Here is a 17,138-nt window from a genome sequence, read left to right as displayed (position 1 = left end):
AAGGATAAACAACCATATGCGCACTTCACCATGGCTGGTGATCACCTATACGGTGGTCATTCTCCTCGGCATTCTGATCGCCCTGCCGAACGCCCTGCCGCAATCCGTCCTGCAGCGCATGCCTTCCTGGCTGCCGCATAGCCAGGTTTCCCTGGGCCTCGACCTTCGCGGCGGCTCGCACCTCGTTCTCGAAGTCGATGAAGCGGACCTGACCCGCGAGCGGCTGCAGTCGCTGCTGCAGGATGCCCGCCGCGTGCTTCGCGAAAAGAACATCGCCACGAAGTCGGTCGTTCGCAACCAGAACCAGATCGTCGTCGTGCTGACCGATCCTGCGCAAAGCGACGAGGCCGTCACTCAGCTGAAGACGCTCGGCAACACGATCGGCACCGGCATCAGCGCCGGCCAGTCGGATTTGTCGGTCAATGCAAGCGGTGGCAATATCACGGTCGGCTTCTCGCCTGCCGGCATCGCCAGCAACGTCGATTCGGCGGTCCAGCAGAGTCTCGAGGTCATCCGCCAGCGCGTCGACCAGGTGGGCGTCGCCGAACCGACGATCCAGCGCATCGGCGCAAACCGCGTCCTCGTTCAGCTCCCGGGCGCCCAGGATCCCACACGCCTTCGCCAGCTTCTCGGCTCGACCGCGAAGATGTCCTTCCACATGCTGTCCCCGACCAACGCACCGGGACCCGGTGTGACGATGCTGAAGGACGAGAAGGGCCAGGCCTATCCCGTTCTCGACCGCGTCGAGATTTCGGGTGACCGCCTGTCGGATGCTCGTGTCAGCTTCGATCCGAACACCCATGAGCCGGTCGTCAGCTTCCGCTTCGACAGTGCAGGCGCCACTCGCTTTGCCGACATCACCCGCCAGAACGTCGGCAATCCCTTCGCCATCGTTCTCGACGACAAGGTGCTGAGCGCGCCTGTCATCCGCGAACCGATCACCGGCGGCTCCGGGCAGATATCCGGCAGCTTCTCCGCCGACAGCGCAACGACGCTTGCCGCCATGCTGCGCGCCGGTGCCCTGCCCGCCAAGCTCACCGTCATCGAAGAACGCACCGTCGGTGCCGATCTCGGGGCCGACGCCATCAAGAAGGGCGTCTACTCCGGCCTGATCGGCTTCGCCTTCGTCGCCGCCTTCATCTTCTTCCTCTACGGCGCCTGGGGCCTTCTGGCCAACGCCGCCCTGGCACTCAACGTCATCCTGACCTTCGCCGGCCTGACGCTGATCGGCTCGACCCTGACGCTGCCCGGCATCGCGGGTGTCGTCCTCGGCATCGGCCTTGCGGTCGACGCGAACGTTCTCATCAACGAGCGCATCCGTGAAGAAACCCGCAAGGGAAAGAGCGCGTTTGCGGCCATCGATGCCGGCTTCAGCCGCGCCTACTCGACCATCGTCGACGGTAACATGACGGCGCTGATCGCCGCCGCAATCCTCTTCTGGTTCGGTTCCGGCCCGGTCCGCGGCTTCGCGGTGACCATGGGCCTCGGCATCATGATCTCGATGTTCACGGCTGTGGCGATCGTCCGTGTCGTGATGATCGCGATTGCCCGCCGCCGCAAGATGAAGGTCATTCACATCAAGCCGCTTCTGCCGCTGCACCTGATCCCGGATGGCACGAACATTCACTTCATGAAGGCACGATTTATCGGCGTGACGGTTTCGGCCATCCTGTCGGTTGCATCGATCGTGCTCTTCATCACGCCGGGACTGAATTACGGCGTCGACTTCAAGGGCGGCATCCAGATGTCGGTCAAGACGAGCGGCACGGTAGACCTTTCAGCTTTCCGCACGGGGCTTAACGAGCTCGGCCTCGGCGAGGTTTCGCTGCAATCCTTCGGCGACAACAATACCATGGCTGTGCGCGCGCAGCGCCAGGAAGGCGGCGAAGAGGCTCAGACGGCCGCAGTCACCAAGCTGAAGGATGAAATCGTCAAGCTCGATCCGCAGGCGACCGTCACCGGCACCGACGTCATCGGCCCGAAGGTCAGCGGCGAACTCGCATGGGCCGGCATCATGTCGGTGGTGCTCGCCAGCCTCGCGATGCTGTTCTACATCTGGTGGCGCTTCGAATGGCCGTTCGCGGTCGGCGCCATCGCAACGCTCATCCTCGACGTGACGAAGGTGGTCGGCTTCTTTGCGCTGACCGGCCTCGATTTCAACCTGACGGCCATCGCGGCCCTCCTGACGCTCGTCGGCTACTCGGTGAACGACAAGGTGGTCGTGTATGACCGCATGCGTGAAAACATGCGCCTCTACAAGTCGATGCCGCTTCGCGAAATCATCGACAAGTCGATCAACGAGACGCTGGCACGAAGCCTCTACACCGGCGCCACCGCCTTCCTCGCCATGCTTCCGATGGCGATCTGGGGCGGCAGCGCTGTGGAGAGCTTCGCGGTGCCGATGGTATTCGGCATCCTCGTGGCAGCCGCTTCGTCGGTCTTCATCGCGGCACCGATCCTGCTCTTCCTCGGCGACTGGCGCCGCCGCCATCGCGCGGCCGTGACGGCCAACGAGGCAAAGGCGGAGATCCTTCCACCGGAGCCGCGCAAGTCTGCCGGCTAAGAAGAGTTGCCGATGCGAAATTAATGCGGGCGCCGGTTGCAGAACCGGCGCCCGCTTTCTATTCTCCGGCCGCCTTGGGGTTGGAGATTTGCAGCATGTCATCGGAGCGGTCAGACGTGTCAGCCGGCGACGATGAACGCACGAAGCGTTTCCTCGCGATCGCATCCCATGACCTGCAGTCTCCGTTGCGGCATATCGCAATGTACGCGGAGATCCTGCTCGACGACCTCGGCGACGCTGCCATCGACAACGAGCACCTGCAATATCTCAGGACAATCCTCGACAAGGCGCAGACTGCCCAAAGGCTGACGAAGGTGCTGATGAGCTTTGCAGCCGGTACACCACAGGTGAAACTGGCCGATGTCGATACCGATGTGCTTGTCAGGCAGATCTGGGCGGAACTTCTGGCGGAGGTCGACGCGCCCGGCGCGACGCTCGATGTCAGGCCTCTGCCAACCGTGAAGACCGATGCCGCCATCCTTCGAATGGTCCTGAAGATCATCCTCGGAAACGCGCTGGTCCATCGCCGCGATGCCGCTCCTCACGTGATGATCGCGGCTGTAGCGGGCGCTTCTGAATTAACGATCTATGCAACCGACGACGGCCCCGGGATCGACCCGGCCTATCACGGCAGCATTTTCGACGCGTTCTGGTCGCTGCCTCAGGCTGGCGCCGAGAAACGGCCCGGACTGGGGCTCACATCCGCACGCGATCTGCTCGCAGCCCTTGGCGGCAGCATTCGGCTCGACAGCTCAAACGAAAACGGCAGCCGTTTTGCGATCAGCCTTCCCGCTGGGTAGCACCTCAGCGGTTATAGTCGTCCTTCCAGAACATCGGCAGGTCATAGTCGACGTATTCGCGAATGATATGCTGTAGCGTCTCGACATCGATCTCCTCCTTGCCGATGCGAAAATCCACGCCGTAATCTGGAAACTGCTGGAAATAGCCGGCAGAGACATTCATCGACACCACGCCGATCGCCCCGGTGTAGCCGCTGCCACGAAGCTTCGGCACGGTCTCGCGGAAATCCGCGTTCGGCAGCAGCCTGTTGTCGAGCAGAATGAGATCGAACTTGCGGTCCCTGAGCTGCATCAGCGCATCGTCCACCGACTGGGCGTACTCCATTGCCACAGGCGGCTCGGTCAGCTCCGCAACTTTTTTCCTCAACGACCGGAACTCGATGAACTCGTCATCGACGAAGAGAACCCTGACGGCATCCCGTCGATCGGCTACGGCCGCCATACCGTCTTCTCCCATTACGAAACCAGCCCCATCCGCAGCGCAATCGCCACCATATGCACGCGATTGACCGCGTCCAGCTTTCTAGCGGCGGCGGTAATATGAGAGTTGACGGTATGCTCGGACAGTCCAAGAATGATCGCGATTTCGGCCGACGTCTTTCCCTCGCTCGTCCAGCGCACCACTTCGCTCTCCCGCTGGGTCAACCGGCCGGACATTTCCTGGGCAAGGATCTCTTCATAGAACTTGTCGAAAATACGCATCGTGTCGAGAAGGATCTCCGCGATCTCGCCTTGTGCCGGCTCCGGACGTTTGCCGCTGAGCGTAACGCAATAGCGACGCCCCTCGGGCGTAAACAAGGGAATCAGGAGAAAGGCGTTGGTGTCGTATTCGTTCAAGACGAGGTCGGCAGGATAGCCTTCCATCGACCCACCCCTCCCGCTCAGAGGGGTTGCAAGGAACTGCGAGGCCCCCGCCTTGATCTGCCCGAGCGCCCGACCCAGGGCATAGATGAACAAGGCCGCGCGGCGTTCCGGAACGTTGGTGATGACGATGCCGCGGGCATCGAACGGCGGCGAGGATTCTGAAATGCGGGCAAGCGCGAAAGACTCAAACTCATAGTGATGTGCGGCAGCCTTCAGCAAGCGGAAGAAATCCGTCCGATTGATCGCTCGACCCAGCTCGGGGCCGGCGTGAAAAGGAACTGCCGCTGCGCTGCTCATCCCGCATTCCTTGGCTCTTGGCTGGGGCATCCTATCCCGAAATCTTGGGATACACGTTCTAAATCGGTACGGTTAATAACATCCGCGAGACTGACGAGGGAAGAGATCGAATGGGGATGGACGGCGCGCATGCCGAAGTCCTAGGTCTTTCCGCATGCAATACCCCTTGCGTGCGGAGAGTGGTGCCAAAGCAGGCATCGGGGAGAGCCGACGCGCCTTTCAGTCAAGGGGTTGACTGAGTTTGTGGTGGCAAACATGGGTGTGTCGGCGCTCCCAGCACTCGATCCGTTTTCGGCATCGTTTTTCGGTTTGGCGACCATCTTCGGATAGAGGCAGAGGTGAGTCAATCGATGCCGCGACCCCTGCGACATGCCACCCAAAAAAGGTCTCTCGTCCTGGGTGAACTAACCCCAGTGCAGAAAGAGCTCGTCCAGGTCGATCGGCTTCTCGATGTAGAAATCGGCCCCGGCGGCGAGCGCGCGACTGCGGTCTTCTTCCGCATCGGATCCGGAACACACGCCGAGCCGCATATGCGAGAAGCGACTGTCCCCGCGAAGCTTCCTGATCAGGCTCAGGCCTCCATGGAGGGGCATATAGAGATCGACGATCAGGAGTTGCGGCAATTCCTGCCCGGCCGCCTCCCGTTCCTCGAGGGCTTCGAGCGCGGCCTGCGTCGTCAAAAAGCAATCCATCTCGAGTGCCAACTTCCGTCTCCTGCGGATATAATCCACGTAAAACAGATCGTCCCGGCTGTCGTCGATGTAGAAAAGCGCCGGCATAGGACCCCACTGCAAGCCATCTTCGCCCGTCGCTTGTACCGACGTCGGCAGCGAAATATCAACCAGATCGCGCCCGATTATTTTCAGGGCAACGCGCGAACAATGGCCTATCTCCTGCGACGTATATTGAATAATTTCCGATTCCGGAAATAGATGTGACCGCGGGACGGGAGAATTGCGAATTGGCAGAGGCGGTCAGTGGTCGAGGTACAGGTGCCTCCTGGCACCGGGAGCGGCACCGTTTGACCGTCGTGCTCATCGGGCTCCTTATTCTTCTCGCTGGACTGGCGGTCGTCGCAGGCTGGATTCGGCAGATCGAACCGGTGGTTGCGATCATCCCCGGCTCACCTGTGATGGCGTTTAACACGGCCCTCTGCTTTGTCTTGTCCGGATTGGGCCTTGTCTGCTCGGTGCAGACGAACGAGCGAGGTCGCACCGCCTCGTTCCTTCTGTTTTCGCTGGCGACGGCCATGAGCGGCATGCGCCTGCTCGAACTCCTTTTCATCGGGCGCCATGCTCAAATCATCGAGCCCTTTCTGGCCGGCGCCTTCGTCGCGCCGGGCTTCGCCGCGAAGTTCAGCGCAGGCATGGCGCCAAATACCGCCGCCATTTTTTTCTTTTCGAACCTGTCGCTGGCATTGACCCCAGCCGAGCACAGGGGAAAGGCACGGGTCGTCGAGGAGCTGGTCGGATACGTCGTCATCGGTCTCGGCATGGCCGCCCTTGCCGGTTATGCGATGCATGCCGAGCACATCTATCGATGGGGTTCGAATATCGGCATGGCCGTCCATACGGCCGTCGGCATCGTGCTTCTGGGATCGGCGATGCTGGTGCGGTCTTGGTGGCTGCAGCCGGAAAGCCATGGCGGGATGCCTGTATGGCTGCCGGGTGCGATCTGTCTCGTGGGCCTGCTGGTCGATCTCTACACCCCGCTTGGCGTTGCAAACGGCATGCTCTACGTGCCGCTTGTTCTCACCTCGCTGTGGTTCGGCAGCCGGACGGCCCCGTTGTCCCTCGCCCTCGTTTGCTCGATCCTCATCCTTCTCGGTTTTTTTGCCCTCGATCGCCAGGGCGCCGGCTATCTCTATGAGGCGGCAAACCGTGCCATTACGGTCGTCACGCTCTGGCTGGTCGCCGTCTTCGTCTTCTACTTCCAACGCAAGAGCGCCAGCCTCGATGCCGAACGCATCCGCTTCGACAGCGTGACGCGGAACACCCCGAACGCCATCATCGCAATCGATACGAAGGGGATCGTCTCGATGTTCAATCCCGCAGCCGAGGCGATGTTCGGCTACAGGGCCAGGGAGGCAATCGGCCGGAACGTCAAAATGCTGATGCCGGAACCCTACCACTCCGCCCATGACGGATACCTGGAGCGCTATAGCCAGACGGGTAACGCGCGCATCATCGGGACAACGCGAACGGTATCCGGCCGGCGCAAGAACGGCGAGGCGTTTCCTCTCGACCTTTCCGTCAGTACGTTCACGACCGGGACAGCCGTTACCGTCGTCGCCATTCTCCGCGACATCAGCCTGCGCGTGGCGCAGGAGGAGCAGCTAAGGACGATGTACGGACAGCTGCAGGCCTACACCGCGGATCTGGAGCGCAGCAACACCGACCTCGACGAGTTCGCCTACATCGCGTCGCACGATCTGAAGGAACCCTTGCGCGGCATGCACAATCATGCGCGGTTTCTTCTGGAAGATTACGAAAAAATGCTCGATGACGATGGCGTAAGGCGCCTCAACCGCATCGTTCGCCTCAGCCAGCGAATGGAAAAGCTGGTCAACGACCTGCTTTACTTCTCGCGCATCGGGCGTCAACAGCTGGCAATCGGTGCCGCCGACGTCCATGCCATCGTCAAGGACGTCGTCTCGACGATGGATCTCTACCTGGAGGAACGGTGTGCAACTGTCGTCGTAGAGGAACCGCTGCCGGATGTCGTTTGCGACGCCCTGAGGCTGACCGAGGTCTATCGGAACCTGATCACCAATGCGGTCAAATACAACGACAAGCCGCAGCCCGTCGTAACGATCGGACACCGTGACCATCTCGTCGGCGCCGACGGGACGTCAGTGCGGGATGTCTATTTCGTCCGGGACAACGGCAAGGGCATTCCAAAAGAGTTTCACGAGGATGTTTTCCGTATTTTCAAGCGCCTCGAAAAGCCTCAAGACTCGGACGACGGAACGGGCGCGGGACTGACCTTCGTGCGAAAGATCATCGCACGTCACGAAGGCGACGTCTGGCTCGAGTCCGAGGTCGGTCATGGAACGACCTTCTATTTTACATTGGGCCATAAACGCGAGGACCAGCATGCCGCAGCGTGAAGCACAGCCGATCCTCATCGTCGAAGACAGCGAGGACGATTTCGAAGCGACGATCCGCGCCTTCAAGCGTGCAAATCTCAAGAACCCCGTGCAATGGGCATCCTCCGGCCACGAGGCGCTGGACATGCTCGGCAAGATGCCGACGCGGCCGGGTCTTATCCTGCTCGATCTCAACATGCCCGGCCTCGACGGGCGCAAGACGCTGGAGGCGATAAAGTCCAATCCCCACTGGCGCAAGATTCCAGTCGTGATCCTGACCACCTCCGGTGACGAGCGCGATATAGAAGGCTGCTACGCGCTCGGCGCCAATACGTATGTGCAAAAGCCGGTCGATCTCGACGGCCTGTTTGCCGCGATCCAGCGCCTGAAGGAATACTGGTTCGAGATAGCCATCCTTCCTTTGGAAGGTTGACCTTGGTGAGCGACGGCACCTCTGTCCTGATCATTGACGACAACATCGACGACCGGGAAGTTTATCGGCGAATGCTCGCGCGCGTGGCCGGCGCGAACTACACCGTCTTCGAGGCGGAGAACGGCGAGGAAGGCCTTGCACTGAATGCGCAGACGCGGCCGGACTGCATTCTTCTCGACTATTCCCTGCCCGGCCGCGATGGTGTCGGCGTTCTCGAGGAAATCGTCAAGCTCGATGCCGCCGCCAATGTGATCATGCTGACCGGCCAGGGCAGCGAGACGATCGCCGTCGAGGTGATGAAGGGCGGCGCCCGCGACTATCTGACGAAGGACACCCTCTCACCGGAGACGCTGCATCGGTGCATCCAGAATGCGATCATGCACGGCAGCCTGGAGACAAAGCTCGAGTTCAAGCGGCAATCGCTGGAGATCTTCACGCGCGCCATGGCGCACGATCTCAAAGAGCCGCTGAGGACCATCAAGTCCTTCGGAAAACTGCTGCATGGCTCGCCGGCCCTTGCCTCCGACGACCGCGAACTCCTGGATTACGTCCTCAGCGCTGCCGACCATATGGAGGATCTCATCGTCAAAGTTTCCGGCTTCACCAAGCTGGAAGCATCTGACGAGCTCGAGTTGAAATCCATGGCGCTGTCACCGGTCCTCGATCAGGTGGAACGCAATCTTCGCGAACAGGTCGGCAGCCGCCGGGCTACCGTCCTTCGAGCCGCGCTGCCCGAAGTGATGGGCGATGCCACGTTGTTGGTCCAACTTTTGCAGAACCTCGTCTCCAATGCTATCCGCTATTGCGATGCCGACAGTCCCGAGGTGCGGATTTCCGCTGAGAATGATGGATCGCACTGCCGGATTGTTGTCAGCGACAACGGCCCCGGTATCGACCCTGCGTATCGCGAGCTCGTCTTCCAGCCATTCAAGCGTCTTGTCGGACGCAGCGTCGAAGGGACCGGGCTGGGGCTCGCCATCTGCCGACGCATCGCTCAATTGCATGGCGGCGCAATCTGGTGCGAGGAAGGGCGCTCGCGCGGTGCGACGTTCATCGTGGAACTGCCGCTTGCGCGGCCTGCGGCGCCGAGCAGGCCATACGACGGCCTGCGTCAAGAGAGAGCCGACGCGGAGCGACCGCTGCGCCTGGCAGAGGTCCTTCTCGTCGAGGATAGCCCCGCCGACGTGCAGATCCTCAAGATCAAGCTGATGAAGCGCGAGAGGGTCAGCTTCAATCTTCATGTCGCAAGCAACGGGCGCGAAGCCATGCGGCTGCTGGAGGAGCGCGCAGCCGGCGGCCGCGATCCGTCGATCGACCTGATGCTGGTCGACATCAACATGCCGATCATGGACGGGTTCGAGGTGCTCAGCGCGCTTTCTGCCGACGGGCGGTTGAACAAGATCCCCGTCTGCATTCTCAGCACGTCGAGCGACGAGGACGACATGCAACGCGCCGAGGCGCTCGGCGCGCGCGCCTACATGATCAAGCCGCCAACCCTGCAGCAGCTGGAGCTTGCGCTCAAGACCGTCGACACTTTGGATTTGCAGCCCCGCGGAGATGCCCTAATTCTGTATGCAGATCCCTCACGACACACTCCATCTGCGACCGCATGACACTCATACTCGCTTTCATCTCCACGCTGCTTCTGTCTCCCATTCAATCCGGGCTGCTCTCCATGGTATCAGGCATTCATCACATCACGCTTATAGCCCGAAAGGTGCAGGCGAACGTCGATTTCTACGCGGGCTTCCTCGGCCTGCGGCTCGTCAAGCAGACGGCCGGCTTCGAGGATGCGACGCAGCTCCACCTCCTCTATGGCGACGCCGACGGCACACCCGGATCGCTCGTGACATTTCTCGTCTGGGAAGACGGCGCACCCGGGCGCGCGGGCTTCGGCCAGTTGAGCGAGCTTGCGTTGGCGATCGATCCGGCGAGCATCGGCTACTGGCTGACGCGCGCCATGAGTTTCGGACTTCGATCGGAGGGTCCTACGGACGAATTCGGCGAGCCGGTTCTGCGGCTGAAGGATCCCGACAATGTCATCGTCAAGCTCGTTGGCGCACCGAAGCTCACGTCACCGGCAGCCTGGGACGGTGCCGGCATTCCGCTGGAGCATACCGTCCAGCGCATACGCGGCGCCACCCTGCTCACGGAGAAGCCGGCGGAAAGCCGCAACTTCGTGGAAAGCCATTTCGGTTACCGTTTCCAGGACAACCGCGGCAACATCGACAGGCTCGTGTCCGAATCCGGCGATGTCATCGATATCCGCGATGCAAAGGGGTTCTGGTCGGGGGCGCCGGGAACGGGGACGTTCGATCACGTCGCCTTCCGGGCTGCCGACGACGAAGCGCTGCTCGCCGTCCACAACGTCCTCGAAGAGGAAGGTGCATCGGCCACCAACATGCACGATCGCAAATATTTCCGCTCGCTCTACGTTCGCGAGCCGGGAGGAACGCTGATCGAGCTGGCGACGGACAAGCCCGGCATGACGGTGGACGAACCGCAGGCGACGCTGGGTAGCAAACTTTTCGTCCCCAAGGATGCCATTACCGATCTCAAGGACCTTAAGGTCGTGCTGCCGCAATTTTCGATGCCTGGCGAACCGCGTATCAATTATCGCGAGCTGCCTTTCGTGCACCGGTTTTACACGCCGCCCGATCCGGACGGAAGCGTTCTGGTGTTGCTGCACGGTTCGGGCGGCAACGAAACGACGCTGATGCCGCTGCTGCATCAGGTCTCCCCCCGCGCTACGCTGCTCGGCGTGCGTGGACGCGCCACGGAAGAAGGTATCCCGCGCTGGTACAAGCGGATCACGCCCTTCTCCTTCGATCAGCAGGATATCAAGAGCGAGGCCGAAGCCTTCGCAGCCTTCATCGACGGCGCCGTCAAATCCTACGGGCTGGACCCGAAGAAGCTCGTCTACGTCGGCTATTCCAATGGCGCAAATCTCCTGAATTCACTGCTCTATCTCCATCCGAACCTCGTGCACAAGGCGGTGCTTCTGCGTTCCATGCCGGTTCTCAGCAACTTTCCACATGCCGACCTCAAGGGCACCGACCTTCTTGTCATCAGCGGCAAGACCGATGCCTACGGCAAATATGCAAGCGACCTCGAGGCCCGACTGAAGAGTTCGGGGGCCACTGTCGATTCGACTGTCATCCCCAGCGGCCACGACCTCGGGGACGCCGATGTCCCTGTTATTCGCAAATGGCTCAGTGGAGATCAGTAGTGATCCAGCGCGGCCGGCGGCGGGAAGCAACAACCACAGTCTTGGGTGGTCCTTGCCTCCGGCCGATCAAGCATTGCCGCCGATGAGGCGGTCAGGCGTGATGTTTTCGCACGCGGAAGGTCTGCGCGACGACAGCTTCTGCATGGCGTGTGACAGCGAGGGCCGCCCACCCGCGGGAGAAATGCAGGAGCCGGACCAGCAATTTTGCCGATAAGCCACGGACGGGTTGAAACACTATTCTTTTCCGCTCGGACTTTTCGCACGTGCGAAGAACGAGAAATGGAAAATCGGTCGCCTCGATACGAACCCGATGCAGCGTGAACATAGATATGCATATTTTTCAGGTATATCCAGAATTGAAGTCGTGAAAACAATTGGATTCACTAAACAATCTACCGATTTCAATATTTCGTGAACACGAATTATTACAATTACTATTCTTTAAATTCGTAATGTTTCAAATTTAAAACCCATATACCGCGATTTATAACAGGCAGGCAAGAAATCACCACATTCTTTTGGTTTTTCAACCTTCTGTACTGTTTTGCTGCAACGCAAAATGTTCCTTGTCGAGGCCGGATACGCGCCCTATCCTCGCCTTTAACATCGATCGCAGAAGGGGAAAACGAATGCCTCCTCAGCCCGTGGACATCAGCCTGATCATCTCGTCGAGGAATCGGGCATATGGACTGACGAACTGCCTGGATGCCGTTTCTGTCGCCGCCCGGCAGGCAAGCTATCTGAGACTGGAACTGGTGTTTGTCGACAACGGCTCCACCGACTCCACCTCCGACGTCGTGCGCGAATGGGCGAAAACCGCTCCGATCAGCACCAACCTCGTCTATGAGTCGACGGCGGGGCTCGCCGTTGCACGCAATGCCGGGATGGCAGCGGCGCGCGGTCGCCTCCTCGCCTTCACCGACGACGACTGCGAGATCTTTGCGGACTATTTCAGCCTGGTCGCGTCGCTCTTTGCAGGCGACAAGCAGCCGGTCATGCGGGGCGGCCGGATCGAGCTCGGAGACGCACGCGATCTGCCCGTAACGATCAAGACGGAACTCGAGCCCGCCGTCCTGACCAACGACCTGCATGCCGGTGGCTTCATTCACGGCGCCAACATGGCTTTTCCGCGGACGCTGATCGACACAGTGGGCCTGTTCGATACCCGGTTTGGGGCCGGCTCGCCGTTCCGCTCGGGCGAGGACACCGACTATGTACACCGAGCCTTCAACGCCGGCATCCGCGTGGAGTATCTGCCCGACTTTGCGGTGAAGCATTTTCACGGACGCCGCGAACTGGGCGACGTCAAGAAGCTCCAGAGCGGCTACGCCTTCGGCAACGGGGCACTCTACGCCAAGTACCTTTTTCACCGCCGTTCCAACATGCGCGGCATGCTGCGCTGGGACATCCGGCAGGCGGTTCTGGAAGCGATCGGGCGCCGCAAGCTGAGCGACGAGCTTGGTCTGACGTATCGCAGCCAGCTTCGCGACAATCTCACCGGCATGCTCGCCTATTGGCGGGGCCAGAGGTCGGGCCGTCCAGCTTAACCGGCCTCGGCGTGACCAGCCTCGGAATGAACACATAAATGCGCGAGTTCTCGCGCTTATTCGATTGGACAGTGAATGGCAGATACGGCAATTGCCCGCGCCGAGCTTAAGAAAAAGACCGCCCTCTCCGTCCTATGGTCGGTCATTCGCGTTGCCTGGAGCACTGTCGCGACTTTTGTGATCTTCGTCATCCTGGCGCGCATTCTCGGTCCCGGCGATTTCGGGACCTTTGCGCTGGCAAGCCTGTTCGTGGAAATCGGCCGCGTTCTCGCCTATGCGGGGCTGGGCGATGCCATCACCCGACAACTCGATCTTGACGAAGAACTCGCCGACACCGCCTTCTGGGCAACAATTGCGTTCAGCGGCATGGTGGGGGCCATTGTGTTCGTGTTTGCCCCGTATTACGGCGATCTGGTCAGGGATCCGTCCGTCGCGGGCATCTTGCGCTGGTTGGCGCCGTTGCTGCCGGTATCCTCACTCGCGGTCATTCACAACGCGCGCCTCGCCCGTGAATTCGGCCACAAGAATCTCGCGGCACAGGCGATCGCCGCCAGCCTTCTTTCCGGCATCACCGCCGTCGTCTGCGCCTACCTTGGGTGGGGCGTCTGGGCACTCGTCGCCCAGACCGCCGTCAACGCCGTGGTAACGGTGCTGCTCGGCTGGGTGGCCTATCCCTGGATGCCGAAATTCCGGTTCAACGTGCCCTTGTTTCGATCGGTATTCCTGTTCAGCATCAGCCTCGTCGTCACGCAGTTGATGTGGATGCTGCTTGCCCGCGTGCAGGACATCTTCATCTCGCGCTGGTACGGCCCTGTCGAGGTCGGGCGCTATCGCATCGCCTGGAGACTGATCGAACTGATTGGGCAAGCGGTGCTCGCGCCGATCGGCAGCGTGGCATTGGTGACGCTGTCGCGGCTGCAGAACGACCGGATTGCCTTCAAGAATGCCTATAACAAGATCGTCGGTGCGGCGGCGCTGGGGACCATCCCGTTGCTTCTAGGCTTCGGCGCACTCTCCAACGACATGATCGCACTACTCTTCGGCGACAAGTGGGGCAATGCGGGCGACATAGCTACCGTTCTGGTGTTGATGTCGGTGCCCTTCGTCATGAATTTCTTCGCGTCGTCGGCGCTCTCGGCCGTCAACCGGGCGGAATCGATCCTTTCGGTGGCTGCGCTTCAGCTTGCCGCGACGCTGGTGCTGACATGGCTGCTGGTTCCCTACGGCGTGGTCGCCGTTGCTGCGGGCTACACGCTGCGCGCCTGGCTGACCATGCCGTACCAGCAGTATGTGCTGAGCAAATACGCCGGTATCGACGCAAAGGGCACTTTTAAGGCCGTGGCAGTACCCTTCTGCGGCGCAGCACTCATGGCGGTCTGCGTATGGCTCGCCCATCCCGTCATCGTCGCACACGTCTCGAACCGGTGGCTTTCTCTCGGCCTCAGCGTCGGTCTCGGTGCCTTGATCTACGCTGCCTTCCTGCCCACCTTCGGCCGCTCGGCAATTCGCCCCTATATCGCGCTCGCTCTCTCCTTGCTGCCCTCGCGCAGACAGGCCGATACGCAGAGAACATGAGCTTCCATGCAGACCTCTTGTCAGTGACACAAGGAGCCTTCCATGCCTGAATCGAACAACATGACGATCAACCGCCTTCAGGGCCTGATCACCAATTGCCATGCGGATCTCTTCGATCCGTCCGAGCCTTTCGCGCTCCTGAACTTCCCCAACCACACCAACATCGGCGACAGCGCCATCTGGCTCGGCGCCCTTGCCTATTTCGAACGTCAACGCGCGCGGCCGTCCTATGTCAGCGAGATGTCGACATTCGACGGCGAGCGCATGGATGCGGCGATCGGCCATGGGCGCATCTTCATCAACGGCGGAGGGAACTTCGGGGACGTCTGGCCGCACTACAGCAATTTCCGTGAATACCTGCTTGGCCAGTATCCCGGCCGGCCCATCGTGCAGATGCCGCAGACGATCCAGTTCCGCGCACAGGAAAACATCGACAGCATGGCGCGCGCGATCGAAAAGCACGGCAACTTCACACTGCTCGTGCGCGACAAGAAGAGCTTCGAATTTGCCCGGCTGTGGTTCCAGTGCGAGGTGCGCATGTGCCCCGACATGGCCTTCTGCATCGGCCCCGTGAACCGCCCCGCGCCGCAGCACGAGCTTTTGCTCAACCTTCGCGACGATGTGGAGGTCGGCGCGGCACAGGATCTGACAGCGGCGACGATCCGTCCAGGTACGGTGAAGTCCGACTGGACGGACGACCCGGCAGACTTCCAGCGGCAGACGAAGCATGCCGCCATCCTCAAGGGTCTGATGACCGGCCGCATCGGCGGTCGTGCACGGATGACCGAGCTTGCCTATCGCGAACGGGCGCAGCAGCGCTTCGATCGCGGCGTGGCGCTCCTGAGTTCGGCACGCCAGGTCATCACCGACCGTATGCATGGACACATCATGTCCGTGCTCATCGGTGCCGATCATTGCGTGCTCGACAACAGCTACGGCAAGACCAGCAGCTTCATCGAGGCTTGGGGCACATGCAACAGCGACAGGGCGGCCCTTGCCCCGACTGTCGACGATGCGTTGGCTATTCTCGACGCACGCCGGGTCGGGCAGGCCGTGGTCGCCTGAACCCGATCAGCCTCGCCGGGCCACCAAAATTCCGGCGAGCACCACCATGCCGCCGACCGCCTGCATCGGCCCGATCGGCTCGCTCAGCAGAACCCAGGCGAGGATCGCAGCCACGACCGGCTGCAAAAGGAGCGTCAGTGACGAGAAGGCCGCCGGTAGATAGGCCAGCGCGTAGGTGATCGCCACCTGGCCACCTGCGTGGCTGACGAAAGCCAGCCCGAAAACCATGGCCCATCCGTGCGCCGTTGCCGGCAACATGTTGCCTTCGATGAAAAACGCCAGCGGCAACAGGCAGACGGCAGCCGATGCGGTGCTCCAGAGCATGATACGGATGGTATCGAATCGGCTGCGCAGTCTGCCGATTGCAAGAATATAGCCCGCGTAGAACAGCGCCGCGACGATGGCGATACCGTCGCCCCGCAGGTCGCCATTGCCGAGAGCGGCAGGCCCGCCCTTGAGGATGACCACACCCGCAAGCGCCAGCGCCAACCCGGCCAGGAAGACGCGCGTCACGGTGGCGTGGAAGAACAGAAGTCCGATCACCATGACGAAGACGGGTGCCAGATTTGCAAGCAGCGTCGCGTTGGCAACCGATGTCATCGTGATGGAGAGATGCCATGAAGCAAGGTCCATGGCGAGAATGACGCCCGGCAGGATCAGCATGCCGTAGTCAGACAGCTTCTGCGGCTTCGGGCCTGTGTCATTGCCCTTGACGAGAGAGAAGATGAAAATCGGGATCAGTGCCAATGCCACGCGCCAGAAGGCAGTGGCCATCGGCCCCACGTCCGAAAGGCGCACGAAGATCGGCGAACCGCCTATTGCCGCGCCGCCCAGAACGAGGGCAGCCAGGGCCAATCGATTGGCCGGAGCGGGCTGGGTAACGGCAGACGAGACCTGCGACATGTTCCGATGCTTCCTGCACCGCCTCTGTTGCATATGGCGGCTTCCGGCAGCCGATTAACAGATGCGACCTGCCGAGAATAGTCGCAGAACGACAGCAGCCGGCAAAATCCGCAAAGCACGGCTAAATTGCCGTGCCTTGCTGCAGGAAGGCACCAATCAGCCCGAAATGACGGTCGAAAATTCCGGATTTCCGCGGATGGTGTTGCTCACCGTGCAAATCTCGTCTTCTGCCGCATGCGCGATCTTCAGACGCGTTTCTTCATTGAGATCGCCCTTGATCGAAAAAACGATGCTGAACTTCTGCACCCGGGAAAGCCCTTCGGTTGCTTTCTCACCCGTCACGTCTGCAGTGATCTCGGTGATCCTGTCGAGTACGCCGAGCTGACTGGCGGCGATGCGGGCACTGAGGACGAGGCATGCGGACAGCGACGAATACAGCAGGTCCAGCGGGTTGAACCCAGGCTGCGACGGTCCCGTGACGATGTCGAGTTCGCCCTTGGTGGCTGACGTGACATGGGGGAAGCCGGTGCGGCCAAGAACGGCGGTTGCGCCAACGGGACGGGGACGAGCCTTCAAATCGGCCATGGGACAATCCTTCAACGATGAATTTCTGCCCTAGATAGGGACTTCGTCGGCTGCGCGCAACGCAGTCGATCACGCCTTCGCTGCGTCGTGGATTTCTGGCGATCCCCGCTGCCAACCACTGCCCCCCGCTTTCATCCAGCGATTCGCAAGCCGCAGGATCGCTGACCGTCAAGCTCAGTTTCCCCTCCC

At 61.0% G+C, this 17,138-nt stretch carries 14 protein-coding genes; 9 read left to right on the top strand and 5 right to left on the bottom strand.

The window, feature by feature from the left end:
- Nucleotides 1-16 precede the first annotated feature (16 nt).
- Nucleotides 17-2,563, top strand: a complete 2,547-nt coding sequence (gene secD / locus ASC97_RS00595) for a protein translocase subunit SecD (RefSeq protein WP_057466421.1) — start codon at nt 17-19, stop codon at nt 2,561-2,563.
- Between the two features lie 95 nt (nt 2,564-2,658).
- The gene (locus ASC97_RS00590) at nt 2,659-3,363 is read left to right on the top strand and encodes a sensor histidine kinase (protein WP_057466420.1); all 705 of its coding nucleotides are present in this window, start codon (nt 2,659-2,661) and stop codon (nt 3,361-3,363) included.
- A 4-nt stretch (nt 3,364-3,367) separates the two neighbouring features.
- Here ASC97_RS00590 and ASC97_RS00585 read toward each other — a convergent pair whose 3' ends face one another.
- The 3 genes from ASC97_RS00585 to ASC97_RS00575 form a co-directional block, all read right to left on the bottom strand.
- Complete coding sequence (locus tag ASC97_RS00585; protein ID WP_057466419.1) at nt 3,368-3,805, bottom strand: response regulator; 438 nt, start codon at nt 3,803-3,805, stop codon at nt 3,368-3,370.
- Between the two features lie 14 nt (nt 3,806-3,819).
- Nucleotides 3,820-4,524 carry a response regulator transcription factor gene (locus ASC97_RS00580; protein ID WP_057466418.1) on the bottom strand — a complete coding sequence of 235 codons (705 nt, stop codon included), beginning with the start codon at nt 4,522-4,524 and terminating at the stop codon, nt 3,820-3,822.
- A 404-nt stretch (nt 4,525-4,928) separates the two neighbouring features.
- On the bottom strand, nt 4,929-5,303 hold the full coding sequence (locus tag ASC97_RS00575) for a response regulator (RefSeq protein WP_057466417.1): 375 nt from the start codon (nt 5,301-5,303) through the stop codon (nt 4,929-4,931).
- Between the two features lie 242 nt (nt 5,304-5,545).
- Between ASC97_RS00575 and ASC97_RS00570 the strand changes: the two genes are divergently transcribed.
- From ASC97_RS00570 to ASC97_RS00535, 7 genes are all read left to right on the top strand, one after another.
- Nucleotides 5,546-7,633, top strand: a complete 2,088-nt coding sequence (locus tag ASC97_RS00570; RefSeq protein WP_082529845.1) for a sensor histidine kinase — start codon at nt 5,546-5,548, stop codon at nt 7,631-7,633.
- Complete coding sequence (locus ASC97_RS00565; protein ID WP_057466415.1) at nt 7,620-8,045, top strand: response regulator; 426 nt, start codon at nt 7,620-7,622, stop codon at nt 8,043-8,045. Before ASC97_RS00570 ends, ASC97_RS00565 begins: the two co-directional genes overlap by 14 nt.
- Before the next feature lie 5 nt (nt 8,046-8,050).
- Entirely contained in the window at nt 8,051-9,658 is a 1,608-nt protein-coding gene (locus ASC97_RS00560; protein WP_057466955.1) for a response regulator, read from the top strand.
- 62 nt (nt 9,659-9,720) lie between these two features.
- Nucleotides 9,721-11,274 carry a VOC family protein gene (locus tag ASC97_RS00555; RefSeq protein ID WP_113001232.1) on the top strand — a complete coding sequence of 518 codons (1,554 nt, stop codon included), beginning with the start codon at nt 9,721-9,723 and terminating at the stop codon, nt 11,272-11,274.
- A 629-nt stretch (nt 11,275-11,903) separates the two neighbouring features.
- A complete protein-coding gene (locus ASC97_RS00545) occupies nt 11,904-12,821 on the top strand; it encodes a glycosyltransferase family 2 protein (protein ID WP_057466412.1) in 918 nt (305 codons plus the stop codon).
- Nucleotides 12,822-12,896: 75 nt separating this feature from the next.
- The gene (locus tag ASC97_RS00540; protein ID WP_057466411.1) at nt 12,897-14,396 is read left to right on the top strand and encodes a lipopolysaccharide biosynthesis protein; all 1,500 of its coding nucleotides are present in this window, start codon (nt 12,897-12,899) and stop codon (nt 14,394-14,396) included.
- Between the two features lie 42 nt (nt 14,397-14,438).
- Nucleotides 14,439-15,461 (top strand): polysaccharide pyruvyl transferase family protein, encoded by a 1,023-nt coding sequence (locus ASC97_RS00535; protein WP_057466410.1) that lies wholly within the window; start codon nt 14,439-14,441, stop codon nt 15,459-15,461.
- Between the two features lie 6 nt (nt 15,462-15,467).
- Here the strand turns inward: ASC97_RS00535 and ASC97_RS00530 are convergent, their stop codons facing one another.
- Together ASC97_RS00530 and ASC97_RS00525 are read right to left on the bottom strand one after the other, a co-directional pair.
- Entirely contained in the window at nt 15,468-16,364 is an 897-nt protein-coding gene (locus ASC97_RS00530; RefSeq protein ID WP_057466409.1) for a DMT family transporter, read from the bottom strand.
- A gap of 156 nt (nt 16,365-16,520) precedes the next feature.
- Nucleotides 16,521-16,949: an OsmC family protein gene (locus ASC97_RS00525; protein ID WP_057466408.1), complete on the bottom strand. Its 429-nt coding sequence runs from the start codon at nt 16,947-16,949 to the stop codon at nt 16,521-16,523.
- Between the last annotated feature and the right edge of the window lie 189 nt (nt 16,950-17,138).

This window comes from Rhizobium sp. Root1203 (assembly GCF_001424945.1).
Taxonomy (GTDB): Bacteria; Pseudomonadota; Alphaproteobacteria; order Rhizobiales; family Rhizobiaceae; genus Rhizobium.
The sequence above is the reverse complement of the archived record's forward strand: the minus strand, read 5'-3'. Positions and strand labels throughout refer to the sequence as shown.